This is a genomic window from Embleya sp. NPDC025285, from assembly GCF_055558835.1.
This window is the reverse complement of record NZ_JBVHLU010000001.1, coordinates 219,847-244,112: the sequence shown is the minus strand read 5'-3', so window position 1 is coordinate 244,112 and position 24,266 is coordinate 219,847. Positions and strand designations below refer to the sequence as shown.

Annotated in this window: 19 protein-coding genes and 1 pseudogene; 13 read left to right on the top strand and 7 right to left on the bottom strand. The window is 72.4% G+C overall.

Features of this window, described 5'->3' with window-relative positions:
* Positions 1-33: 33 nt before the first annotated feature.
* Positions 34-894, bottom strand: a complete 861-nt coding sequence (locus tag ACZ4FV_RS00965; protein WP_395859923.1) for a PPK2 family polyphosphate kinase — start codon at positions 892-894, stop codon at positions 34-36.
* 751 nt (positions 895-1,645) lie between these two features.
* Positions 1,646-2,692, bottom strand: coding sequence for a cell division protein ZapE (gene zapE / locus ACZ4FV_RS00960; protein WP_395859925.1), 1,047 nt, complete (start codon positions 2,690-2,692; stop codon positions 1,646-1,648).
* Positions 2,693-2,723: 31 nt separating this feature from the next.
* On the opposite strand from zapE, the gene ACZ4FV_RS00955 reads away from it, so the two are divergent.
* From ACZ4FV_RS00955 to ACZ4FV_RS00930, 6 genes and pseudogenes are all read left to right on the top strand, one after another.
* On the top strand, positions 2,724-3,464 hold the full coding sequence (locus tag ACZ4FV_RS00955; protein ID WP_395859770.1) for a pyrimidine reductase family protein: 741 nt from the start codon (positions 2,724-2,726) through the stop codon (positions 3,462-3,464).
* Between the two features lie 174 nt (positions 3,465-3,638).
* The gene (locus tag ACZ4FV_RS00950; protein ID WP_395859771.1) at positions 3,639-4,115 is read left to right on the top strand and encodes an indole-3-glycerol phosphate synthase; all 477 of its coding nucleotides are present in this window, start codon (positions 3,639-3,641) and stop codon (positions 4,113-4,115) included.
* 61 nt (positions 4,116-4,176) lie between these two features.
* Positions 4,177-5,601, top strand: coding sequence for a UDP-N-acetylmuramate--L-alanine ligase (gene murC / locus ACZ4FV_RS00945; RefSeq protein ID WP_395859772.1), 1,425 nt, complete (start codon positions 4,177-4,179; stop codon positions 5,599-5,601).
* An 86-nt stretch (positions 5,602-5,687) separates the two neighbouring features.
* A complete protein-coding gene (msrB, locus tag ACZ4FV_RS00940; protein WP_395859773.1) occupies positions 5,688-6,098 on the top strand; it encodes a peptide-methionine (R)-S-oxide reductase MsrB in 411 nt (136 codons plus the stop codon).
* Positions 6,099-6,249: 151 nt separating this feature from the next.
* Entirely contained in the window at positions 6,250-7,125 is an 876-nt protein-coding gene (locus ACZ4FV_RS00935) for a TIGR04222 domain-containing membrane protein (protein ID WP_465321527.1), read from the top strand.
* Between the two features lie 96 nt (positions 7,126-7,221).
* A pseudogene (locus ACZ4FV_RS00930) lies at positions 7,222-8,426 on the top strand (MbnB/TglH/ChrH family RiPP precursor modification enzyme).
* A gap of 535 nt (positions 8,427-8,961) precedes the next feature.
* Here the strand turns inward: ACZ4FV_RS00930 and hemQ are convergent.
* A complete protein-coding gene (hemQ, locus tag ACZ4FV_RS00925; RefSeq protein WP_395859777.1) occupies positions 8,962-9,759 on the bottom strand; it encodes a hydrogen peroxide-dependent heme synthase in 798 nt (265 codons plus the stop codon).
* A 30-nt stretch (positions 9,760-9,789) separates the two neighbouring features.
* Positions 9,790-11,262: a protoporphyrinogen oxidase gene (hemG, locus tag ACZ4FV_RS00920; RefSeq protein ID WP_395859927.1), complete on the bottom strand. Its 1,473-nt coding sequence runs from the start codon at positions 11,260-11,262 to the stop codon at positions 9,790-9,792.
* 66 nt (positions 11,263-11,328) lie between these two features.
* Between hemG and ACZ4FV_RS00915 the strand changes: the two genes are divergently transcribed.
* Positions 11,329-12,390, top strand: a complete 1,062-nt coding sequence (locus ACZ4FV_RS00915; RefSeq protein ID WP_402229218.1) for a DUF4349 domain-containing protein — start codon at positions 11,329-11,331, stop codon at positions 12,388-12,390.
* 62 nt (positions 12,391-12,452) lie between these two features.
* Here the strand turns inward: ACZ4FV_RS00915 and hemE are convergent, their stop codons facing one another.
* Complete coding sequence (gene hemE / locus ACZ4FV_RS00910; RefSeq protein ID WP_395859779.1) at positions 12,453-13,517, bottom strand: uroporphyrinogen decarboxylase; 1,065 nt, start codon at positions 13,515-13,517, stop codon at positions 12,453-12,455.
* 93 nt (positions 13,518-13,610) lie between these two features.
* Between hemE and ACZ4FV_RS00905 the strand changes: the two genes are divergently transcribed.
* From ACZ4FV_RS00905 to efeU, 4 genes are all read left to right on the top strand, one after another.
* Complete coding sequence (locus ACZ4FV_RS00905; RefSeq protein ID WP_395859780.1) at positions 13,611-14,207, top strand: DUF3000 domain-containing protein; 597 nt, start codon at positions 13,611-13,613, stop codon at positions 14,205-14,207.
* A 179-nt stretch (positions 14,208-14,386) separates the two neighbouring features.
* Positions 14,387-15,055: a response regulator transcription factor gene (locus ACZ4FV_RS00900; protein WP_078974877.1), complete on the top strand. Its 669-nt coding sequence runs from the start codon at positions 14,387-14,389 to the stop codon at positions 15,053-15,055.
* A gap of 269 nt (positions 15,056-15,324) precedes the next feature.
* On the top strand, positions 15,325-16,602 hold the full coding sequence (locus tag ACZ4FV_RS00895) for an HRDC domain-containing protein (protein WP_395859781.1): 1,278 nt from the start codon (positions 15,325-15,327) through the stop codon (positions 16,600-16,602).
* Between the two features lie 222 nt (positions 16,603-16,824).
* Complete coding sequence (gene efeU, locus ACZ4FV_RS00890; RefSeq protein ID WP_395859782.1) at positions 16,825-17,676, top strand: iron uptake transporter permease EfeU; 852 nt, start codon at positions 16,825-16,827, stop codon at positions 17,674-17,676.
* Positions 17,677-17,805: 129 nt separating this feature from the next.
* Here efeU and efeB read toward each other — a convergent pair whose 3' ends face one another.
* Together efeB and efeO are read right to left on the bottom strand one after the other, a co-directional pair.
* Complete coding sequence (gene efeB, locus ACZ4FV_RS00885; protein ID WP_395859783.1) at positions 17,806-19,083, bottom strand: iron uptake transporter deferrochelatase/peroxidase subunit; 1,278 nt, start codon at positions 19,081-19,083, stop codon at positions 17,806-17,808.
* A 110-nt stretch (positions 19,084-19,193) separates the two neighbouring features.
* Entirely contained in the window at positions 19,194-20,330 is a 1,137-nt protein-coding gene (gene efeO, locus ACZ4FV_RS00880) for an iron uptake system protein EfeO (protein ID WP_395859784.1), read from the bottom strand.
* 462 nt (positions 20,331-20,792) lie between these two features.
* On the opposite strand from efeO, the gene ACZ4FV_RS00875 reads away from it, so the two are divergent.
* Both ACZ4FV_RS00875 and ACZ4FV_RS00870 read left to right on the top strand, forming a co-directional pair.
* Positions 20,793-22,019, top strand: coding sequence for a thiolase family protein (locus ACZ4FV_RS00875; protein WP_465321524.1), 1,227 nt, complete (start codon positions 20,793-20,795; stop codon positions 22,017-22,019).
* The gene (locus ACZ4FV_RS00870) at positions 22,016-24,151 is read left to right on the top strand and encodes a 3-hydroxyacyl-CoA dehydrogenase NAD-binding domain-containing protein (protein WP_465321522.1); all 2,136 of its coding nucleotides are present in this window, start codon (positions 22,016-22,018) and stop codon (positions 24,149-24,151) included. The genes ACZ4FV_RS00875 and ACZ4FV_RS00870 overlap by 4 nt, the downstream gene beginning before the upstream one ends.
* The last annotated feature ends 115 nt before the right edge of the window (positions 24,152-24,266 follow it).

The window sequence follows — 24,266 nt, the reverse complement described above, 5'->3', positions numbered from 1 at the left end:
CCCGGATCCGATCCGACCCGCGCGCGATCGTGCTCACGTGTCGAGCAGCCGCTTACGCTCCGCCTCGACGTCGAAGGTGCCCGGCGGATACTGCGGGTCCACCTCGGTGAGGTGCTCCAGCAGCAGCCGGCTGATCGCCCAGTTGCGGTACCACTTGCGATCCGAGGGCACCACGTACCAGGGAGCCGCGTCGAGGTCGCACCTCTCCAGCGCCGCTTCGTAGGCCGCTTGGTACTGCGGCCACACCGCGCGCTCGTCGATGTCCGCCGGGTTGAACTTCCAGTGCTTGTCCGGGTTGTCCAGCCGCGCGAGCAGGCGCTCCTTCTGCTCCTGGGGCGAGATGTGCAGGAAGACCTTGACCACGGTCACCTCGTCCTTGGCCAGCCCCTGCTCGAACCGGTTGATCGCGCCGTAGCGGCGCGCCCACACCTGGCGCGGGACCAGGTTGCGCACTCGCGCGATCAGCACGTCCTCGTAGTGCGAGCGGTCGAACACGCCGATCAGGCCGGGTCCCGGCAGGTTGTTGCGGATCCGCCACAGGAACGGGTGCCCGAGCTCCTCCTCGGTGGGCGCCTTGAACGCGTGGATGTGGCAGCCCGACGGGTTGAACTGACCGATCACGTGCTTGACCGTGCCGCCCTTGCCGGAGGTGTCCATGCCCTGGACCACCAGCAGCACCCGGCGCCGCGCACCACCGGCCACCGCCTGCGCGTACAACTTCTCCTGGAGTTCGGCCAGTCGCGGGCCCATCGCGGCGATGTCGGCGACCGCGTCCGCCTTGTCGCCGGCGAAGGCCGGGGTCGCGCGCGGGTCGATCGTGCTCAGGTCGACCGGGCCGCCGGTCGGGCGCAGCGCGGCCCGGACGGACGGTACGTCGCTCCGGGGGCGAGGGATGTCGGCGGGCCGCTCGGCGACGACCCGGAGCCGGGGCGGCTCGGCCACGGGCTCGGCCGCCGGCTCGACGGCGTCCGCGGCTTCGGCCCGCTCCTCGACGAGCGTCTCGAGTTCCAGCGTCTCGAGTTCGACCGATTCGAGCCCGACCACCTCCAGGCCACCACCCGCTTCGAGGCCACCGGTTTCGAGCCCACCGGTTTCGAGTCCACCCGTGGGGAAGCCGAGTGCCTCGGCGGCGGCGCGCTCGGCCTCGGCCCGCTCGGCCGCCTGCTTGGCGGCCTTCTTCGCGCGCTTCTTGGCCGCCTTCGCGGCCTCGGCCGCTTCGGCCGCCTCGCGCTCGGCTGCGGCCTCCCGGGCCTTGGCGGCCTTCTTGGCCGCCTTGCGCGCCGCCCTGGCCTGCTCGGCGAGGCGCTCCCGCTCGGCCTTCAGCGCCTTCTCGGCCTTGGTGACCTTTACAGCCTTCTCGGGCTTCTCGGGCTTCGACACCTCGGCGGTCTTGGCGGCCTTGGCGGCAGCCTTGGCCGCCTTCGCGGCGGCCTTGTCCCGCGGCGCCTCGCCCAGGCCCACCGGGGCGTGCCTCTTCGAGTCCCGGTCGGCCCTGCCTGCACTCTTGCGTTCGGCCTTCTTCGCCATGCGCTGCCTCCGCGTCGTCGGGACCCGGCTCCGATGATGCCTCACCCGCATACCGGTCGCCCACGGACAACACCCGCGCGACGCACGGCCGACCCCGGACCCCGCACGGCCGCTCCGGTCAGTGCGTCGGGACGCGACCCGCGCCGTCGCGCGCCATCGCCACCAGGCGCGATACCGCGCGCAGGTACTTCTTGCGATAGCCGCCGGCCAGCATCTCCTCGGTGAACAGCTCGTCGAACGGCACGCCCGAGGCGACGATCGGCAGTTCCCGGTCGTACATCCGGTCCGCGAGCACCACCAGGCGCAGCGCGGTCGCCTGGTCCCCGACCGGGCGCACACCACGCCAGAAGATCCCGGTGACGCCGTCGAGCATCGCGCCGTAGCGGCTGGGGTGCACGCCGGCCAGGTGGGCGAGCAGGTCGGGGAAGTCGTCGAGCGCGGCGCCGTCGGGCGCGGCCTCGGCGGACTCACCGACCACGTCGTCCTCGACCGGCGTCGGCGCGGCGGGCAGGCCGCGGTGCCGGTAGTCCTCGCCGTCGATGCGCAGCGCCTCGAAGCGCGCGGACAGTTTCTGTATCTCGCGCATGAAGTCCTGCGCGGCGAATCGCCCCTCGCCGAGCTTGTCCGGCAGCGTGTTCGAGGTCGCGGCCAGCTTGACCCCCGCGTCGGCCAGCTTGCCGAGCAGCGTGGAGACCAGGACGGTGTCGCCCGGGTCGTCCAGCTCGAACTCGTCGATGCACAACAACCGGTGTCCGGACAGCGCCTCGACGGTGTGCCGGAAGCCCAGCGCGCCGACCAGGTTGGTCAGCTCGACGAACGTGCACAGCGACTTGGGCCCGGGGGCGGCGTGCCACAGCGACGCGAGCAGGTGCGTCTTGCCGACGCCGTAGCCGCCGTCGAGATAGATCCCGCTCGGTCCGGCCGCGGGCTCGCGGCGGAACCAGCGCCGCTTCCCGTTCCCGCCGTCGCCGTTGAGCTCGGCGGCGAACCGCTCCAGGCGCACCACGGCCGCGGCCTGCCCGGGCTGGTTCGGATCGGGGATGTAGGTATCGAAGCGCACGTCGCCGAAGCGCGGCGGCGGAACCATCTCGGCGACGAGACGGTCGGCGGGGACGCTGGGCTGACGCCGGGTGAGCGACACGACGTGGGGCACGGACACGATCATCAAGCCTACGACCCGTGCAAAACTCGGTCGCATGCGCCGTCTCCTTCCCGTGCCCAGCGCCCCCGCCGAGCCCGACGTCGACCTCGTCGAGGCGTACGCCTATCCCCCCGGTCGAACCTGGCTGCGGGCGAACATGGTGGCCAGCCTGGACGGCGCCGCGCAGGCCCCCGACGGCCTGTCGGCGGGGTTGTCCTCACCGGCGGACAAACGCGTGTTCGGCGTGCTGCGCGGCCTGGCCGACGTGATCGTGGTGGGCGCGTCCACGGTGCGCAACGAGGGCTACCGGCCGCCGAAGCCCAAGCCCGCCTACGCCGCCGCGCGCGCCGCCGCCGGGCAGCTCCCGGCACCGGTGATCGCGATCGTCTCGCGCAGCCTGGCCATCGACTTCACCACCCCGCTGTTCACCGAGGCGATCACCCCGACCATCGTGATCACCTGCGAGAACGCCCGCCCGGAGGGCCTGGCGGCGGCGGCCGAGTACGGCGACGTGCTCCGGGCCGGACGGGACCGGGTGGACTTCCCGAGCGCCCTGGACGCGCTGGCGGCACGCGGACTGACCCGGCAGCTCACCGAGGGCGGACCGCACGTACTGGCCCAGATCGCCGCGTGCGGTCGGCTGGACGAGCTGTGCCTGACCGTGAGCCCGCTGCTGACCGCGGGCCCCGCCGATCGCATCCTGGCGGGCCCCGGCCTGACCGGCGCGATGTCGATGCGCCCGATCTCGCTGCTGGAGGAGGACGGGTCGCTGTTCGCCCGCTACGTCCGCCCCTGAGCGATCGTCCCCGCGCGATCCCGAGCGCTTCCGAGCGCTTCCGAGCGCTTCCGAGCGGTCGCCGAATGGTCGCCGGACGGTCGCCGATCCGGAGAGTGGGAGGGTGGTCCCCCGGGCAGACGGGGCTCAGACACCGGCCCGGCGGCCGGCTCACGTGGATCAAGGGAGTGTTGCGTGTACACGATCGTGCTGCTCGTCGAAAAGGTCCTGAACGAGGCGGACGTCAAGTTCGTCACCAGCCTGCACGAGGGCGTCGAGACCTCCTTCGTGGTGGTCCTGCCCGGCAAGGCCGACCATCGCAAGCTGCTCCAGGCGCTGGACGACGTGGCCCTGGTCCGGCTGGACGAGGCCGCGGAGGACATCGAGGACCGGCCCGGCCCGGACGACGGCGCGGACGCGGCCCGGCGCACCCTGGAGGCGAGCGTGGCGGCGCTGCGCGCGTTCGGCGCGAACGCGGTCGGCGAGACCACCCCCGGGCGCGACCCGCTGGACACGCTCAAGCAGATCGTCGAGCGGCACGACGCCGACGAGGTGATCGTGCTCACCGACCCGCACTTCATCGAAGAGGTCTTCCATCGCGATTGGGCCTCGCGGGCCCGGCAGAACGTGGGTGTCCCGGTGCTCAAGCTCTTCGCACACGATCTGGGCTGACACAATCGCGGGGAGCCCGCGCCGAACCGCCCGGGTCCCACGATTCGAAGGAGCCCGCTTCATGGCACCCCCCGCCGAGCCCGTCGACCTCGGCAGCCCCTTCTTCGTCGGCATCGGTGGCGCCGGCATGTCCGGGCTCGCCAAGATCCTCGCGATCCGCGGGGCGCGGGTGTCCGGCAGCGACGCCAAGGACTCCACGCAGGTGCTCGCGCTGCGCCAGCTCGGCTGCACAGTGCACGTGGGCCACGACGCGGCCAACGTGGCCGACGACGTGACCTGTGTGGTCGTGTCGTCCGCGATCCGCGAGAGCAACCCCGAACTGGTCGTCGCGCGCGAGCGCGGCATCCCGATCGTGCACCGCGCGGACGCGCTCGCCCGGCTGATGGACGGACGCCGCTCGGTGGCGGTCGCCGGCACGCACGGCAAGACCACCACGACCAGCATGCTCGCGGTCGGCCTGACCTCGCTGGGTCTGGACCCGTCCTTCGCGATCGGCGCCGACCTCAACGAGGCGGGCAGCAACGCGCATCACGGCTCCGGCAACATCTTCGTGGCCGAGGCGGACGAGAGCGATCGCAGCTTCCACAAGTACGCGCCCGAGGTCGCCGTCGTCCTCAACGTCGAGTTGGACCACCACGCCAACTACGGCTCGCTGGACGACGTCCTGGAGGCGTTCGAGATCTTCGCCGCCCGGATCGTCCCCGGCGGCACCCTGGTGGTGTCCGCCGACGACGCCGGCGCGCTCACTCTGCGCGAGCGGCTCGCGGTGTCCCTGCCGACGCTGAACGTGGTCACCGTCGGCGAGCGCGAGCACGCGGACCTGCGCCTGGTGGAGATCGAGTCGCTCGGTCTGGGCAGCCGGGTCACCGTGCGGGGCAAGGCCGCCGGCGGCGAGTTGGACTTCACCGTCGCGGTGCCCGGTCGGCACAACGCCTCCAACGCGGTGATGGCGCTCGCGGTCGGCCTGGCGCTGGGCGTCGAGCCGCAGCGGATGGCCGAGGGCCTGGGCAACTACCAGGGCGTGCGCCGCCGCTTCCAGCTCAAGGGCGAGGAGAGCGGCATCCGGGTGATCGACTCGTACGCGCACCACCCCACCGAGATCGCCGCCGACCTGGCCACCGCGCGCGGCGCGGTGGGCGCCGGCCGGGTGATCGCGGTCTACCAGCCGCACCTGTTCAGCCGCACGCAGCAGCTCGGCGTCGAGATGGGCCGCGCGCTGGCCGCCGCCGACATCGCGGTGGTGATGGACATCTACGCCGCCCGTGAGGACCCGCAACCCGGCGTTACCAGCAACATCATCGCGCACGCCGCGCTGGACAACGGCGGCCTGGTGCGCACCGAGCACAGCTGGTCCGACGTCGCGGGTTCGGTGGCCGGCCTGGCCCGGCCCGGCGACCTGATCCTGACGATGGGCGCGGGCGACGTCACGCTGCTCGGCCCGGAGATCCTGGACGCGATCCGCGACCGCGCCAACGCCCCGCGCTGAGCCCCGGTCGGCCCGGGTCGACCAACCGCGGTGCCGTGACGTCCCCGAGGGGAACGTCACGGCACCGTTGCGTGTTGGATGTGAACATGGCCTACGAAATCGAGAAGACCGACGACCAGTGGCGGGCCGAGCTGTCCCCCGAGGAGTTCCGGGTGCTGCGCCAGGCGGGCACCGAGCGCGCCTGGACGGGCGAGTACACCGAGACCAAGACGACCGGCGTCTACCGCTGTCGGGCGTGCCGGGCCGAGCTGTTCCGTTCCGACACCAAGTTCGACAGCCACTGCGGGTGGCCGTCCTTCTACGCGCCGCTGGCCGAGGACCGGGTCGAGTACATCGAGGACTCCTCGATGGGCATGACCCGGGTCGAGGTGCGCTGCAAGAGCTGCGGCTCGCATCTGGGACACGTCTTCGAGGGCGAGGGCTACGGGACGCCGACCGACCAGCGCTACTGCATCAACTCCATCTCGCTGACCCTGGAACCCGACCCGGCGGTGTGACCCGCGCTGCCGCGGCCTTCCCGGCCGCGGCACCGGCCTCGTCCGCGCCGGCGGCGGCCGCGCGAGGCGCCGGTCAAACATGCTTTCGCATGGTGCGGCAAAGGTCACATCGCCCCACGCGGACCGTGTTCGTCCACTAAGCCTGTGGACCATGAATCCGTGGTTGCCACCCCTCGCGTACTCGGTCTGGACGGCGCTCGTGCTCGGCGTCGCCATCGGGTCCGCCCGGCGCGGCGGCCGGCGGGCGAACAAACGGCGCCTGGCCGGACTGGGTCCGACCGAGTACGCGTTCGTGTCCGGCGGCGCCGCCCGCGCGGCGGACGTGTCGATCCTGATTCTGCTCGGCACCGACGGCCTGCACGTGAGCCGGGACGGGCAGGTCGTCGCCACCCGCACACCCGAGCCTGGCGCGGCGTCGGACGCGCCGCTGCGGGTGCTGGACGAGGAGTACGGCGGCCTGCCGCTGCGCGAACTGCGCACGCGGGTGGCCGCCTCGGCGGAGATCCAGGCGATCGGCGCCTCGCTGTTCGCGGACGGTCTGGTCGCGCCGCCGGACGCGCGGGCACGCCGACTGCCCCGCTGGGCGCTGTTCGCGACCATCCCGCTGGGTGTGGCCACCGCCGTGGCGGGCTTCGTGGGCGCCGACGACGGGGCGGCGAGCGCGCTGCCGTGGGTGGGCCTGCTGCTCGCGGTGATCGGGGTCCAGGCCTGCGTCGCGGGCCTGCTGCTGCTCGGCGTGTTCGGTGAGCGGGTGGTGCCCACCGCGCCGACCGCGCGCCGGCTGATCGGGGTGCGCCGGGACGAGGCGGCGGTGGCGGCGCTGGGCGCCGACGGGATCGGCGCGGTCGCGCTGTGGGGTCTGGACCGCTACCCCGACCCGGTGGTCAAGCAGATCTTCCGCCGCAACGCGCCCACCCCCGGCAACCGGGACCCGGGCTCGGCGTGGTGCGGCGGCACGTCCTGCGCGTCCCCGCAGGGCGCCCGGGCGGGCTCCTGCGGCGGCAGCGCGGACGGCTGCGGCGGGTAGCGCCCGACCGCGGTTCCCGTCCGGGGTTCCCGGTCCCGGGCGAACCGAGGGAACTCCGCCTGTTTCGGACCGGGACGGGCCCGTCATGCTGGGCGTATGCGGACAGCGGTGGGAATCGGATGGCGGCCGGAGATCGACCTGACCGTCGAGCGCCTGGCCGGCGTCGACTTCGTCGAGGTGGTCGCCGAGAACGTGTGTGTGGAGCACCTGCCGGAGTCGTTGCGGGTGTTGCGTGCGCGGGGAGTGGAGGTGATCCCGCACGGGGTCGGCCTCGGGCTCGCGGGCGCGGACCGGCCCGACCCGGCGCGACTGGCCCGGCTGGCGGAGGTCGCCGAGGCGCTGGGGTCGCCGCTGGTCAGCGAGCACCTGGCGTTCGTCCGCGCGGGCGGCATGGAGGCCGGCCACCTGCTGCCCGCGCCGATGACCCGGGACGCGCTCGAGGTGGTCGGGGAGAACGTGCGGATCGCCCAGGAATCACTGCCGGTCCCGCTCGCCCTGGAGAACCCGGCGACGCTGCTGTCCTGGCCCGGCAACGAGATGAGCGAGGCGCGGTTCCTGACCGAGTTGGTCGAGCGCACCGGCGTGCGGCTGCTGATCGACGTGGCCAACCTGCACACCGAACGGGTCAACCACGGCCTGGACCCGGCCGCCGCGCTGGCCGAACTGCCGCTGGAGGCGGTCGAGTACGTGCACGTCGCCGGTGGCGTCGAGCGCGGCGGCCTGTGGCACGACACGCACGCGCACCCGGTGACCGCGCCGATCCTCGAGGTGCTGGAGATGTTGTGCGCGCTGCGCCCGCCGCCGCGCGTGTTGCTGGAGCGCGACTCCGACTTCCCGCCCGCCGGCGAGATGGCCGCCGAACTGGCCGCGATCCGCGCGGTGGTCGACCGTACGGCGGTGCGCTCGTGAGCGCGCGCGAGCGGCTGGCCCGGCAGCAGAGCGAGTTGCTCGCGGCGCTGGTCGCGGGCGGGCCCACGCCGGCCGGCTTCGATCCGGACCGGGTGCGCGCACAGGCGCGCGCGCTGGCCGCCAAGCGGCGCGACTCGGCGCTGCGCGCGGTGCCCGAGCTGGCGACGGCCCTGGGCCCGCGCTGGCCGGGCGAGTTCATCACGTGGGCCCTGGTGCACCCGAAGCCGGCGGACGGCGGCACCCGTGCGGACGTGCACGCCTTCGCGGCCCATCTGTGGGAGCGCGACGCGCTGCCGGCCGCGCTGGCCGAGGTGTTCATCCCGCGCGAGCCGTCCCGGTGGGGCCGGTGGCGGGCACGGCTCGGGCTCCGCCCGTGGACGCGCGACCGGTAGGTACGAGCAGGCGATCACGCACAGAGGGTGGGTGGCATGACCTGGTTCATGGTGGTTCCGTTCGTCATCGCGGGCACGTGCGCGCTGGTGGCGAGCCTGAGCGTCCGGGCGGCGGCCAGACGGCGGATGCGCCGCACGTTCGGCCGGCCGTACGGGTCCGCCGGCGGCCGGCCGGCCGGCGGGTCGTGGTTCGGCCCCCACCCCGGCTCCGGCCCGCCCCCCGGCCAGTGGTCGCCGGGCCCGAACCCGTTCGACGGATACGGCACGCACCACTCGCCCGGGCACCATTCGCCCGGCCCCGACTGGCAGGGGCACCACTCGCACGGCCACCACGCCTCGTGCGGTGGGAACTCCTCGTGCGGCGGGAGCGGGGGCTCCTCGTGTTCGAGCGGCTCGTCCTGTTCGAGCGGGTCCTCGTGCTCCGGCGGGTCTTCGTGTTCGAGCGGGTCCTCGTGTTCGAGCAGCTCGTCCTAGGTACCGGCGCCCCGAGGCGGTCGGGCCGATCGTGGCCGCCCGACCGCCGCACGGGGACGACTCAGGCCAGACCGGCGAGCAGCTCGCCGACCGGGTGCCGGCGACCGGTGTAGAACGGCACCTCCTCGCGCACGTGCCGACGGGTCTCCGAACCGCGCAGGTGCCGCATCAGGTCGACGATGCGGTGCAGTTCGTCGGCCTCGAAGGCGAGGATCCACTCGTAGTCGCCGAGCGCGAACGAGGGCACCGTGTTGGCCCGCACATCCGGGAAGCCGCGCGCCATCTTCCCGTGCTCCGCGAGCAGCCGACGGCGCTCGTCGTCCTCCAGCAGGTACCACTCGTACGAGCGCACGAACGGGTACACCGCGACGTAGTCGCGCGGGGTCTCGTCGGCCAGGAAGGCCGGGATGTGACTCTTGTTGAACTCGGCCGGGCGGTGCAGCGCCATGTTCGACCACACCGGCTCCAGCAGCCGCCCCAGACCGGTGCGGCGGAAGCGGTTGTACGCCTCCTGGAGCGAGTCCGAGTCCTCGGCGTGCCACCAGATCATGATGTCCGCGTCGGCGCGCAGGCCGGAGACGTCGTAGGTACCGCGCACCACGACGTCCTTGTCCAGCAGCTGCTCGAACAATTGCTCGACCTCGCCGGCCAGGCCGGCCCGGCCGCCGGGCAGCGGCTCACGGAGCCGGAAGACCGACCACATCGTGTACCTGATCACCTGGTTGAGGTCGCGGGCCTTGCGGCGCGCCGGCGTGGGGGCGCCCTCGGCCTCCAGGACGTCGTCGGTGAGCGCGGCCTCGATCACGGCTGCGGCGGCGTCGACCGGTTCCGGGGTGTTCTCCGCGGTGCTTTGCGTCATGGGTCGATTCTCTCTCCCCCGTGTCCGAGCTCAGCGCACGGGGCGCGCGAGCGGCTTCGCGAGCTGCGCCAGCACGTCGGCCGCGGCCGACGTCGCGCTCGCCACACACGCCGGAATGCCCACGCCCTCGTACACCGCGCCGCACACCGCGAGCCGGGGCAGCCGCTCCACCGCGTCGCGCACGCACGCGATCCGACCGAGATGGCCCACCGCGTACTGCGGCAACCCCCCGCCCCAGCGGGTGACCTTCGTGTCGATCGGCTCGGCCATCGGGCCGATCGCGTCGCGCAGGTCGGCGAGCGAGTCGGCGACCAGGTCCGCGTCCTCGCGTTGCAGCACGGCCTCCTCGCCGGCCCGCCCGAGCGAGGTACGCAGCACGAACGTCTCCGGATCCGCGTCGGCGATCCAGCCCCACTTGTTGGACGCGAAGGTGCTCGCCTTGATCCGCCGGCCGTCGATCGGCGGGACCAGGAACCCGCTGCCCTCGGGCACCGTCGCCAGGTCGGCGCGCCGGAACGCGAGGGTGACCAGGGCCATTCCGGCGTACTCGATGGAGGACAGTTCGACCGCCGCGACCGTCGAGTGCGGGCGCAGCAGCCGGGCGGCGGGCGCGGCCGGCACCGCGAGCACCACGGCGTCCGCCTCGATCGGCACCGGCGCGCTGGTCGGTCCGGTGACCAGTCGCCAGCCGGTCGGCGTACGCTCCAGCGCGCGCACCGTGGTCCGGGTCCGGATCTCGCCGCGCCCGGTCGCCACCACCGCGCCCGCGACCGCGACCGGCAACCGCCCGACGCCGCCTCGGATGCCCATGAACACCGGGCCGCCCGGTCGCTCGGCGGCCCGCTCCAGCAGCCCGCGCACACCCGCGACCAGCGACCCGCCGCCGCGCGCGAACGGAAGCAGTTGCGGGACCGCCGCGGCCAGCGAGATGTCGTAGGAATTGCCCGCGTACACCCCGCCCAGCAGCGGCTCGACCAGCCGGTCCACCACCTCGTGGCCGACCCGCTCGGCCACGTAGCGGCCCACCGAGACGTCGTCCTCGTAGCGGTGCGGCGCCAGCGCGTGGTCCAGCGGGATCCGGGCCAGGCCCGCGGGCGACAACACCCCGCTCGCGGCCAGTGGTTCCAGGTCGCCGGGCACACCCATCACGTGCCCGCGCGGCATCGGCCGCAACGCGCCGCGCGTCCACAACGACGCGGTCGCGGTGCTCGGCGGGCGCAGGTCCGCGGCCAGACCGACCTCGCGCGCGAGGTCGATCGACTCGGTGCGCCGGGCCAGCATCGACTCGGCGCCCTCGTCCACCGCGACGCCGGCGATGGTGCCGGCGTGCAGCTTGCCGCCGACCCGGGCGGAGCCCTCGAGCACCGTGACGGTCAGCCCCGGATCGCCGTCCCGGAGCAGAACCCAGGCGGCCGTGAGACCGGCGATTCCGCCACCCACGACGACGACATGACGACCGTTTTCCACCGGCGAACTGTCCACACCGCACCTTCTCACGAGCATCGTCCCGGGCACGGAACCGGTCACGGCTCGGCACCGTCCCATCACCGACTTCGAGGGGGGACCGAGATGACCGCACGACACGCGAGACGCACGGGCCCGGTGCTCGCGACCGCCGTGGCCGCGGTGCTGGTGGTGGGCGGGTGCAGCGGCGACGGTTCGGGCGGCAAGGACCGCTCCGGATCCGGATCCAAGCCGGCGGCGGGCGCGGCGGAGGCGGCGGCGCCCGCGGCGCCCGGCGCGCCCGGCGGCAAGGCCGCCCCGAACCCGGCCGTCGACCCGGCCGCCGGGCAGCGCAAGGTGGTGCTGACCGGCGACCTGCGGATACGGGTGCCCGACCTCGATCGCGCCACCGCCGACGCACAGGCCGTCGCCCGGGCACGCGGCGGCCTGGTCACCGACGAACGCACCACCCGCTCGAGCGATCGGGACGCGAGCAGGACGGACACCGCGACCACCACGCTCACCCTCAAGGTCCCGCCGACCGAGTTCGATCGGGCGTTGGACGAACTGAGCCGGATCGGCAAGGTGGTCAACCGGCAACGCACCGCCAAGGACGTCACCGACGAGGTCGTGGACGTGAACAGCCGGATCGACTCGCAGCGCCGCAGCTTGGAGCGCACCAGACAACTGATGGACAGGGCCGACACGATCGCCGACATCGTCACCCTGGAGAGCGAGTTGACCCGCCGCGAGGCGGACCTGGAGTCGCTGCTCAAGCGGCAGCAGGCGCTCACCGCGCAGACCGACCTGTCGACGATCACGATCACGATCGGCAGCGACCCGAAACAGGCGGCGGCCGAACCGAAGGACGACGACGACGGCTTCACCGGCGCGGTCGGCGACGCGTGGTCGGCGGGCTGGCACGGTCTGGCCGGCACCGGCCGGGTGATCGCGATCGTGCTGGCGGCGGTCTTCCCGTTCGCGCTGATCCTGATCGCGGTCTGGCTGCTCGACCGCTTCACGGGCCGCCGACTGCGCCGACTGCGCCCCCTGCGCCGCACCCGACCCCCGGCACCGGCCTGGCTCGGCTCGACCGCGCCGACGCCACCGACTCCGCCGATCGTGTCCGCCCGACCCGAGCCGTCGACCCCCGCCACCCGGGAGGAGCCGCCCGAGCCGCGACCGTAGCCGCTCCCGCGAGCGCCGGCCGAGGTCGCCTCGACCCCTCCGGCGCTCGACGCGAGAGCGCCCTACCGCGCGCTGACCTCGTGCACGTGCGCCACGATGCGCGTGAGCACCTCGGGGTCGGTGTTCGGCAGGACGCCGTGCCCGAGGTTGAAGATGTGCCCCTCGGCCGCGCGGCCGGCGGCGAGCACCTCGTCGGTCTTGGTCCGCACCGCGTCCCACGGCGCGAACACCACCGCCGAATCCAGGTTGCCCTGCAGCGCCTTGCCCGGCCCCACCCGGGTCACCGCCTCGTCCAGCGGAATGCGCCAGTCGACGCCGACCACGTCGGCCCCGGCCTCGCCGAACATGCGCAGCAGTTCCCCGGTACCGACGCCGAAGTGGATCCGCGGCACGCCGTAGTGCTCGACCGAGGCCAACACCTTCGTGCTGGCCGGCAGCACCGACGCCCGGTAGTCGGCGGCGGACAGCGCGCCGGCCCACGAGTCGAACAGTTGGATCGCCGACGCGCCCGCCTCGATCTGCACCTTCAGGAACGCCGAGGTGATCTGTGCGAGCCGGTCCACCAGGTCGGCCCAAAGCTGCGGGTCGCCGTACATCAGCGCCTTGGTGCGCTCGTGGTTCTTCGACGGACCGCCCTCGACGAGGTAGCTCGCCAGCGTGAACGGCGCACCGGCGAAGCCGATCAGCGGTGTGCCGCCGAGTTCGCCGACGAGTTGGCCGACCGCCTCGGTGATGTAGGGGACGTCCTCCGGCGTCAGGTCGCGCAACTGCGCGAGGTCGGCGCGCGAGCGGATCGGGTTCGCGACCACGGGGCCGACGCCGGGCTTGATGTCGAGGTCGACGCCGATCGCCTTGAGCGGGACGACGATGTCGCTGAAGAAGATCGCCGCGTCCACGCCGTGCCGGCGCACCGGTTGCAGGGTGATCTCGGTGACCATGTCCGGCAGCGTGCACGATTCGAGCATCGCGGTGCCCTCGCGCAGCTTGCGGTACTCGGGCAGCGAACGACCCGCCTGGCGCATGAACCACACCGGGGTGTGCGGGACGGGTTCACGTCGGCAGGCCCGCAGGAAGGCCGAGTCTCGGACGGTGGCGTGCGGAAGGCTCGTTTCGGTCACATCCGCCATCGTCCCAGACGCACCCGGACGGCCCAGACCGAGCACCCCCGCCCGGCGCGTCGCCCGGGCCTGGCGACCCCGGCGCGGCCTAGGCTGCCAGGCATGGCAGCAGTCGGCGAGACCGAGGAGCCCGAGGAGTTCCGGCAGGCGCTGGCCGGATGGCGGACCGCGATCCTGCGCCCGGAGATCGTCCTGGAGGAGATGTCCCGGCCGCGCGGCCTGGCCCCCTTCTCCGCGGCGTTCGCGGCCGAGGTGGCCCTGGGCGAGGACGAGGACGAACTGGCCGGCGGCCGGATCGTGCTGCTGCACGACCCGGCGGGCCACGAGGCCTGGGAGGGAACGTTCCGCGTGGTCACCATGACGCGCGCCGAACTCGAACCCGAGCTGGCCATGGACCCGCTGCTGCCCGAGGTCGGCTGGACCTGGCTGACCGAGTCCCTGCACGCCGTCGGCGCCGCCTATCGGGCCCCCAGCGGCACCGTCAGTCGCAGTACGTCGCAGGGCTTCGGCGGGCTTTCCGGGCAGATCGCCCGCACCGAGATCGAGGTGCGGGCATCCTGGACGCCGGCCGACGACGAGTTGTTGCCGCACCTGTTGGCGTGGACCGAACTCATGTGCACGTGCGCGGGTTTGCCGCCGGTGGTTTCCGGCGAGGGGGTGGTGGCCATACCGCGCCGGCCCTCGCGACCCGGTTCCTGACACGCCGGGTCCGCACCACGAGACCTCACGGTCACACACCCGGGTCAACGTCGCATAACGGATTTGGATCTTCCTCTAAAGCCGAGCGCCATATGTGCCGAAGGACAGGGTGACCACCCCGAAGGAGTAGCTGGTCGGGCCGCTTCTTCGGGAATCGCGATCACTGCGCAGGAGGCCCGGTGTCGGTACTTCTCGATCACCCTGCAAACCTGCTTGCCTACCGTCCTTCCAAGCCCACGGCAATGGTTGTCGTCGCGGACCCTCGGGTTCGTGACGCGGTCATCCGCCACCTGTGGGCCCTCGGTGTACGCGACGTCGTCGGGGCGTCGACCATCGCCGAGGCTCGATCCCGTGCCGGCACGCCGCGCGACCTGTGTGTCGCCGACGTGCACCTGCCGGACGGCTCCGGACTCACGCTTCTCACCGAGATGCGCGCGTCCGGTTGGCCGAACGGCTTGGCACTCTCCGCAGCCGACGACATCGGTGCCGTCCGTTCCGCGCTTGCCGCGGGCGTTCGGGGCTATGTCGTGACCGGCGCGCGAGCGGGACTGAACCCTGGACACGCACGGCAAGCGGGAATGCACCACGGGATGCCCCAGGCAAACCGCATGCGTCCGTCGGAACAGCGCGGGACGGAGCCCGGCTCCGGCGTCCGGGAGCTTTCGGCGCGCGAGATCGAGGTCCTGCGCCTCGTCGCGGAGGGCCGGTCCAACAAGGCGATCGGCCAGGCGATGGGCCTGTCGGCGCTGACGGTCAAGAGCCATCTCGCCCGCATCGCCCGCAAGATGGGCACGGGCGACCGTGCCGGCATGGTGGCCCTCGCGTTGCGGGCGGGCATCATCAGCTGACGCAGGTCGGCCGAGCATCAGGACACCTCATCAGGTACGGCCCAATCCCGGCGGGTGGACCCACCCGCCGGGATTCGGCATGTGGCGCCGCGCCCGAGACAGGTGGTCCCGCCGCCGAGCCGGCGGGCCGATTCCGACTCCCCGGCACGTCCCGGATGTTTCGCGCCGGCTGATTTTGTGCGGTTTCCACCCGCCGTACACCCCCCGTGGCGCGCCCACCTTGGCGGGGACCTGCCCGATCGGGTGGACGGGCGGGTTATTTTGGTGGGGTGACCGACGCCTCCTTCGAAACCTCATCCGAACTTCCGGCGCCGGTCCCCCCGGCGCCGGTCCCTCTACTGGCACCTCGTGAGGGCGTACCGCCGGTCGTGGCGGATCCGCGGGCGCTCGCCGAGACCGTCGCCGCCTTCGCCGCCGGAGCGGGACCGGTCGCCGTCGACGCCGAACGGGCGTCGGGCTATCGCTACGGACAACGCGCGTATCTGATCCAACTGCGTCGGGCCGGCGCGGGCAGCGCCCTGGTCGACCCCGCCGCGTGCCCGGACCTGTCCGAATTGGGCGCGGCCATCGTCGACGCCGAATGGGTCCTGCACGCGGCCTCCCAGGACCTGCCGTGCCTGGCCGAGGTCGGTATGGTGCCGCGACGGATCTTCGACACCGAGCTGGCCGGCCGGTTGGCCGCCTTCCCCCGGGTGGGACTGGGCGCGATGGTCGAGACCGTGCTCGGCTTCTCGTTGGAGAAGGGGCACTCGGCGGTGGACTGGTCCACCCGGCCGCTGCCCGAGCCGTGGCTGCGCTACGCGGCGCTGGACGTCGAGGTGCTGATCGAGCTGCGCGACGAGCTCGAAGCCGTCCTGATCGAGCAGGGCAAGCTGGACTGGGCCCTGCAGGAGTTCGCCGCGATCGCCGCCGCGCCGCCGCCGGCGCCTCGGGTGGACCCGTGGCGACGCACGTCCGGGCTGCACCGCGTGCGGCGGCGCCGCCAGCTCGCGATCGTGCGCTCGCTGTGGCTGGCCCGGGACGCCATCGCGCGGCAGAAGGACGTCTCGCCGGGCCGGGTCATCCCGGACGGCGCGATCGTCGAGGCCGCGCTCGCCGGGCCCGCCTCGGTGGCCGCGCTGCTCGCGCTGCCCGGCTTCACCGGTCGCGACAGTCGGCGTCAGGCCGGGGTGTGGCTGGCCGCGATCGAGCAGGCCCGGGCGCTGCCCGAGGTCGAACTGCCGATGTCCACGTTGCCGCACGAGGGCCCGCCGCCGGCCCGGGCATGGACGGACAAGGACCCGGCCGCCGCGGAGCGCCTGACCGCCGCCAAGACGGCCGTGGCGGCCATCGCGGACGAGCACACGCTGCCCACCGAGAACCTGCTCGCGCCGGACTACGTGCGCCGGCTCGCCTGGGCCCCGCCCGCGGCCCCCACCGCCGACGCGGTCGCCGACGTACTGCGCGCGTTCGGTGCCCGGTCCTGGCAGATCGGCCTGACCGCGCACGCGCTGTCCGGCGCGTTCCTGCGACTGGCCGCGCACGCCGCCAACGGCACGAGCGCCTGACGGCTACGGCCGTACGGCCGTGCACCGGGCGCGCCCCGCCCGGTGCACGCACCCCGGTGTCGAGCAGCGCCCGGCGTCGGCCCGCCGCCCGCGCTTCGCCGCCTGTGCGTGCCCGGACACCCTTACCGGGGCTTTGCTTTGCCCGCATTGACGCCGGAACCGCCGGGTGGTTTGGTTAGCCTCGCCTAAATTTCAACATTTGTTCGAGTCGTGGGGTGGCCTGTGTTCGCCAACTATCTGATTGGCCTGCGCGAGGGCCTGGAGGCGGCCCTCGTGGTCAGCATCCTGATCGCCTATCTCGTCAAGAGCGAGCGCCGGGACGCGCTGCCCGCGGTCTGGCTCGGGGTCGGCGCCGCGGTGGCGCTGAGCGTCGCGCTCGAGGCGACCCTCGAACTGACCTCGGCCGAGATGACGTTCAAGCAGCAGGAGTTGTTCGGCGGGTCGTTGTCGATCCTCGCGGTGCTGCTGGTGACCTGGATGATCTTCTGGATGCGGCGCACCTCGCACGCGCTCAGGGCGCAATTGCAGGGTCGGCTCGACCAGGCGCTCGCGATGGGTACCGGCGCGCTGGTGACCACCGCGTTCCTGTCCGTGGGCCGCGAGGGCCTGGAAACCGCGGTGATCGTGTGGGGCACCGCCCGCTCCACCGGCGAGAACACCGACCCGATGATCGGCGTCGCCCTCGGCCTGGCCACCGCCGTCGTCCTGGGCTACCTCTTCTACGCCGGCGCCGTCCGGATCAACCTCGCGAAGTTCTTCCTGTGGACCGGCGCCGGCCTCGTCGTCGTCGCCGCCGGCGTCCTGGCCTACGGCGTCCACGACCTCCAGGAGGCCGACTTCGTCCCCGGCCTCAACAACCGCGCCTTCGACATCACCGACACCATCCCCCCGGACAGCTGGTACGGCACCCTCTTCAAGGGCATCCTCAACTTCCAGCCCGACCCCACCGTCCTCCAGGTCGCCGTCTGGCTCGCGTATCTGGTCCCCGTGATGGCCCTGTTCCTCTTCCTCCCCAAGGGCGACGGTAAGAGCAGGACACCGGCGGCCGGCCTGGAAACCCCGGCCACCGCCTGAGCAAGGACCACACCACGGCGAAGGGCCCGATCCGTACCTCGGATCGGGCCCTTCGCGGCAACGCCCGCAGGACGGTGGGGCAGGCCGGGAGACGTACCGCGCGCGGTGGCGTGGCACGGTCGCCGCGGGTCAGCCGAACAGCGCCTTCCCCCAGTGGTCGTCCGCGCCGCGCACCCCGCCGGGACACGCGAACAGGGCCGAACCCACGTGCTGGATGTACTCGTTCATCGTGTCGTTGGCCGCGAGGTGCTGCTGGAGCGGGATGAAGCCCTTGCGCGGGTCGCGCTGGTAGGCCAGGAAGAACAGACCCGCCTCGAGCCGGCCGAGCCCGTCCGAGCCGTCCACGAACGAGTAGCCGCGGCGCAGGATGGTCGCGCCGTTGTTCGAGTCGGGATGCGACAGCCGTACGTGCGAGTTCTCCGGCAGCGCCTTGAGCGGGACCACGTCGTGTTCGCCGGTCGCGCCGTGCGGCGCGCCGACGCCCTTGGAGCGGCCGATGATGTCCTGTTGCTCCGCGAGCGAGGTCCGGTCCCAGGTCTCGATGTGCATCCGGATCCGGCGGGCGACCAGGTAGGACCCGCCGGTCATCCAGTCCGGACCCTCGCCGGCCGGCACCCACACGTGCTCGCGCAGTCGCTCGGTCTCGGTGCCGGCGATGTTGCGGGTGCCGTCCTTGAAGCCGAACAGATTGCGCGGCGTCATCGCCTCGGGCGTGGTCGAGGAGGTCTTGCCGAAACCCAACTGGGACCAGCGCACCGACACCACGCCGAAGCCGATCCGGGCCAGGTTGCGGATCGCGTGCACCGCCACCTGCGGGTCGTCCGCGCAGGCCTGCACGGCGATGTCGCCGCCGGAACGCTGCGGGTCGAGCTTGTCGCCGGGGAACAGGGGCAGTTCGGCGAGCGCCTCGGGCTTCCTCGCGGCGATCCCGAACCGGTCCTTGCCGTCCTTGTCGAACAGCGAGGGCCCGAACCCGACGGTGAGCGTGAGGTTGTTCGGCGGCAACCCCACCGCCTCGCCGGTGTCGTCCGGCGGCGACTGTGGGACGCCGCTGTCCGCGCCGGTCCCGATCGCCTTCCCGGTGGTCATCGCGGCCGCGGCCGCGGTCCACTGCCGGAGCATCCTGACCAGCTTGGCGCGGTCGTCGGTGATCACGTCGAACACGCAGAAGTGCAGCCGGTCCTGGACCGGGGTGGCGATGCCCGCCTGGTTGACGCCGTAAAAGTCCACCGCGCCCGTCGGTTCGTCGGCCGACGTGTCGTCGATGCCGGTGACCGCGGTGGCCACCCCGCCGGCTGTCGCGGCGCCGACCACGAGCGCGCCGCCGGTCCAACCCAGCAGGGCCCGTCGACTGAAACCGTCACCCGACGGCTCGACCGTCTCGGTGTCGTGCTCGATCTCGGTCATGGGCCCTCCCTATGGCGTTTGTTGCGACCGGACGTCGTGCCGCGACCGGACGTATTGCGACCGCACGTTTCGATACGGCCGGCCGCTTCGGCGCGGCCGGCCGTACCGGGCTAGGCGACGACGCCGGCCAGCTTCGACAGCGGCTCGCCGAGCGCGTTGACCGCGTCCGACAGTTCCTTGCGCTTGGCCTCGTCGACGGTGTCGTAGGAGACGTAGCCCTCGCCCTGCCTGTACTTGGTCAGCAGGCCCTGGATCTTGGCGAACTCGCCGTCGAGGGTGCCGGCCAGCGCCGCGTCCTTCTCCGCCACGTACGGCTTGAGCAGGTCGAACGCCTTCTTCGCGCCGTCCACGTTGCCCACGAAATCCCACAGGTCGGTGTGGCTGAACGCCTCTTCCTCGCCGGTGACCTTGCCGGTCGCCACCTCGTCGAGCAGTTCCTTGGCGCCGTTGGCGATCGAGGTCGGGGTGATCTCGGCCGTTCCGACCTTCGACTGCAGTGTCTTGAGGTCGGCCAGCAGCCGGTCGGCGTAGCGCTTGTCCTCGTCGGTGATCTGCCCGGTCGTCCACAACGTCTTCTCGATCCGGTGCCAGCCGGACCACTCCTGCCCCGGCTCCAGGTCCGCCTCGCGGGCGTCCATCTGCGGGTCGAGGTCGCCGAAGCTCTCCGCCACCGGCTCGATGGTCTCCCAGCCCAGGCGCGACTTCGGGTAGAGGTCCTTGGCCTTGGCCACGTCGCCGGCCTTGACCGCGTTCACGAACTCGGTGGCGATCGGCAACATCCGGTCCACCGTCTCGGTGGTGAACGCGCGGTAGTGCGCGACGGCCGTGGCCAGGCGCGGGTCGACCGGCTTCTCGGCGGGCGTACCGGCGACCGTGATCGTCTGCCGGATGCCGTCCCCCTTCATGCCCGGCTTGCAGGCGACCTCGTACTTGCCGGCCTTGATCTCGAAGGTCAGCGTCGCCGACGTGCCGGGGCCGATGTTCTCCCGCTCGGTGACGATCCGGTCGCCCTGCGCGTAGACGTAGAGCTCGGTGACCTGGCTGCCCTTGTTGGTCACCTTGATGCTGTTCTTGCCGGCCGACCAGTCCTTCTTCGCGACGTCGCACGACTTGTCCTTCGCGGTGACCTTGACCGCGTCGCCGGAGGAGGAGTCGTCACCGCCGCACGCGCTGAGGGCGAGCGGGAGCGCGAGCAACAGTCCGGTACCCAGCACACGGGCGGCGGGGCGGCGACGGACGACAGACATGGACTCTCCCGGGGACGAGACAGCGCGAAGACGGGTCGAGGCCCGGCAGACGGATGGCGTGGGGATGCGTCGCGCCCGACACGGCGGGACACACCGGGTCGAACACGCATACACAAAGCGGGTGTTCAAATGCGACGAAAGGCAGTTATTAGGCAAGGCTAACCAAGCCTAGGCTTGGCTTATTTTGTCAGCCGAATGCCCCCATACGGTCAAGCCGGGGTAAAGGCCCGCGCCGGCGAAAGTGGATCACGTCACGTCGCCCGCGACTGCCACCCGACCCCGCCCCCATCACGTGCCGAGGGGTGGGATCCCGCCCGCGGCGCGGCCCACGACGGCCCGCGACGACCCGGACGAGACGACCGGCGGGACACGTCGGTGACCGGAATGGAGCCGAGGGCTAGGACCATTGGTTACTCATGAGTAGCATGGGGCCCGAACCCATCGCAGGAGGAGTGTGCGCTCGTGCCTCGTAACGTCCGGGACGTCGTCTTCGTAGACGGCGTCCGTACCCCCTTCGGCAAGGCCGGCCCCAAGGGCATCTACCACGAGACGCGAGCCGACGACCTCGTCATCGCGTGTATCCGTGAGCTGATGCGCCGCAACCCGTCGCTGCCGCCGGGCCGCGTGGACGAGGTCGCCATCGCGGCCACCACGCAGATCGGCGACCAGGGCCTGACCATCGGCCGCACCGCGGCGCTGCTCGCGGGGCTGCCGCGCGAGGTGCCCGGCTACTCGATCGACCGCATGTGCGCGGGCGCGATGACCGCGGTCACCACGGCCGCCGGCGGCATCGCGTTCGGCGCCTACGACGTCGTGGTCGCGGGCGGTGTCGAGCACATGGGCCGCCACCCCATGGGCGAGGGCGCCGACCCGAACCCGCGGATCATCTCCGAGCAGCTCGTGGACCCGTCCGCGCTGGTCATGGGCAACACCGCGGAGAACATCCACGACCGCTTCCCGCAGCTCACCAAGGAGCGCGCGGACAAGTTCGCCGTCGGCAGCCAGGACAAGGCCGCCAAGGCGTACGCCGACAACAAGATCCAGCCCGACCTGGTGCCGGTCGCGGCCCGCTCGATCGAGCAGGGCTGGGGCCTGTCGAGCGTGGACGAGCCGATGCGCCCGGGCACCACGCTCGAGGGCCTCGGCGCGCTGAAGACCCCGTTCCGTCCGCACGGCCGGGTCACCGCGGGCAACGCGGCCGGCCTCAACGACGGCGCGACCGCGTGTCTGCTCGCCTCCGAGGACGCCGCGCGCGAGCTGGGCCTGCCGATCAAGATGCGGCTCGTGCAGTTCGCCTTCGCCGGCGTCGAGCCCGAGGTGATGGGCATCGGCCCGGTCCCGGCCACCGAGAAGGCGCTGGAGCGGGCCGGCCTCACCATCGAGGACATCGGCCTGTTCGAGCTGAACGAGGCGTTCGCGGTCCAGGTGTTGTCCTTCCTGGACCACTACAAGATCGCCGACGACGACCCGCGCGTGAACAAGTACGGCGGCGCGATCGCCTTCGGCCATCCTCTCGCCTCGTCCGGCGTGCGCCTGATGACGCAGCTCGCGCGCCAGTTCGAGGAGCACCCCGAGGTTCGCTACGGCCTGACCTCGATGTGCATCGGGCTCGGCATGGGCGGCACCGTCATCTGGGAGAACCCGAACTGGACCGCGAACACCGCGAACTCCGAGGGGAACGACAAGTGAGCGACCTGACCCGACTGGCCGCCGAGGTCTTCCCGGACGAGCTGGTCTCGCACTTCCCCGTACGCGTGCTCGATCTCCCGGGCGGCGCGGGCAGGTTCGCGCTGATCACGATCGACAACGGCTTCGACCACACCAAGCCGAACACGTTCGGCCCGGCCGGTCTGGGCGAGCTGAACGCTGCGATCGACAAGGTCGAGGCGCTGGCCGCGGCGGGCGACATCGTCGCGGCGGGCGTGACCGGCAAGCCGTTCATCTTCGCGGTCGGCGCCGACCTCAAGGGCGTCGAGAAGGTCGGCCTGCGCGAGCACGCGCACGCCATCGGCAAGGCCGGCCACGACGTGTTCAAGCGGCTGACCACGCTGCCGGTGCCCACGTTCGCGTTCTACAACGGCGCGGCGATGGGCGGCGGCGTCGAGATCGGACTGGCCTGCACGTACCGCACCATCTCCACCGCGGTGCCGGCCTTCTCGCTGCCCGAGTGCTTCCTGGGTCTGGTCCCCGGCTGGGGCGGCTGCGTGCTGCTGCCGAACCTGATCGGCCCGGACAACGCGGTCACCGTGATCATCGAGAACGCGCTGAACCAGAACCGGCAGCTCAACGGTCCCAAGGCCTTCAAGCTCGGGATCGCGGACGCGCTGGTGGACTCGGCCGACTTCCTGGCCCAGTCGCTGGTGTGGGCGGGCAAGGTCGTCTCCGGCGAGATCGTGGTCGAGCGGCCGGAGATCGACCGCGGCGCCGGTTGGGACGCGGCGATCGCCCGAGGTCGCGAGATCGCCGACTCGAAGGTGCACGGGGCCTCCCCCGCGCCGTATCGCGCGCTGGAGATCATCGACGCCGCGCGCACGGCCCGGTTCGGCGATGTCGCCTCCCTCCAGGCCGGCTTCGACGCCGAGGACGACGCGCTCGCCGATCTGATCATGGGCGACGAACTGCGCGCGGGGCTGTACTCGTTCAACCTGATCCAAAAGCGCGCCAAGCGCCCGGCCGGCGCCCCCGACCGGCAGCTCGCCCGCCCGGTCACCAAGGTCGGCGTGGTCGGCGCCGGGCTGATGGCCTCGCAGCTCGCGCTGCTGTTCGCGCGTCGCCTGCGGGTGCCGGTCGTGCTGACCGACATCGACCAGGAGCGGGTGGACAAGGGCGTCGGCTACGTGCACGCCGAGGTCGACAAGCTGCTGCTCAAGAAGCGGATCTCGGCGGACGCCGCGAACCGGCTCAAGGCGCTGGTGACCGGCTCGCTGACCAAGGACGCGTTCGCGGACGCCGACTTCGTGATCGAGGCCGTGTTCGAGGAGATGTCGGTCAAGCAGCAGGTGTTCGCCGAGGTCGAGGCCGTGGTCTCGCCGACCTGCATCCTGGCCACCAACACCTCGTCCCTGTCGATCACCGAGATGGCCTCGAAGTTGGCGCACCCCGAGCGGGTCGTGGGCTTCCACTTCTTCAACCCGGTCGCGGTCCTGCCGCTCCTGGAGATCGTGCGCGCGGAGCAGACCGACGACGGTGCGCTCGCCACCGCCTTCGCGGTCTCCAAGCAGCTCAAGAAGACCTCGGTCCTGGTCAAGGACGCCCCGGCGTTCGTGGTCAACCGCGTCCTCACCCGCTTCCTGGGCGAGGTGCTGGCCGCGGTGGACGAGGGCACCCCGATCGAGATCGCCGACAACGCGCTGGCCCCGCTGGGCCTGCCGATGTCCCCGATGGTCCTGCTCGAACTCGTCGGGCCGGCGATCGCCGCGCACGTCGGCGAAACCCTGCACACGGCCTTCCCGGACCGCTTCGGCGTCTCGCCCAACCTCGAGCGTGTGGTCAAGGCCGGGAAGCGCTCCTTCCTGACCTGGGCCTCGGGCGCCCAGGAGGTCGACCCCGAGGTCGCCGCGCTGCTGCAGGTGGGCGACTCCCCCTCCACGGAGGAGCAGGTCCGCGACCGGGCGTTGGCGGCCCTGGCCGACGAGATCAACCGCATGCTCGAAGAGGGCGTCGTCGCCGCCCCGCAGGACATCGACCTGTGCATGATCACCGGCGCCGGCTGGCCCTTCCACCTGGGCGGCATCACGCCGTACCTGGACCGCGCCGGGGTCAGCGAGAAGACCCTCGGCAAGCGCTTCCTCCCGGCGGGCGCGGCTTCGGTGCCGCGCTAGTCGACAACGTGCGAAGGGCGGCCCTGCTCCATCGGGCCGCCCTTGGCGCGCGTGTCGGACGCGGTCGGACGCGCCGGCATCGCGGTGTCGGTGCGCGCCGTGCGCGCCTGCTCGA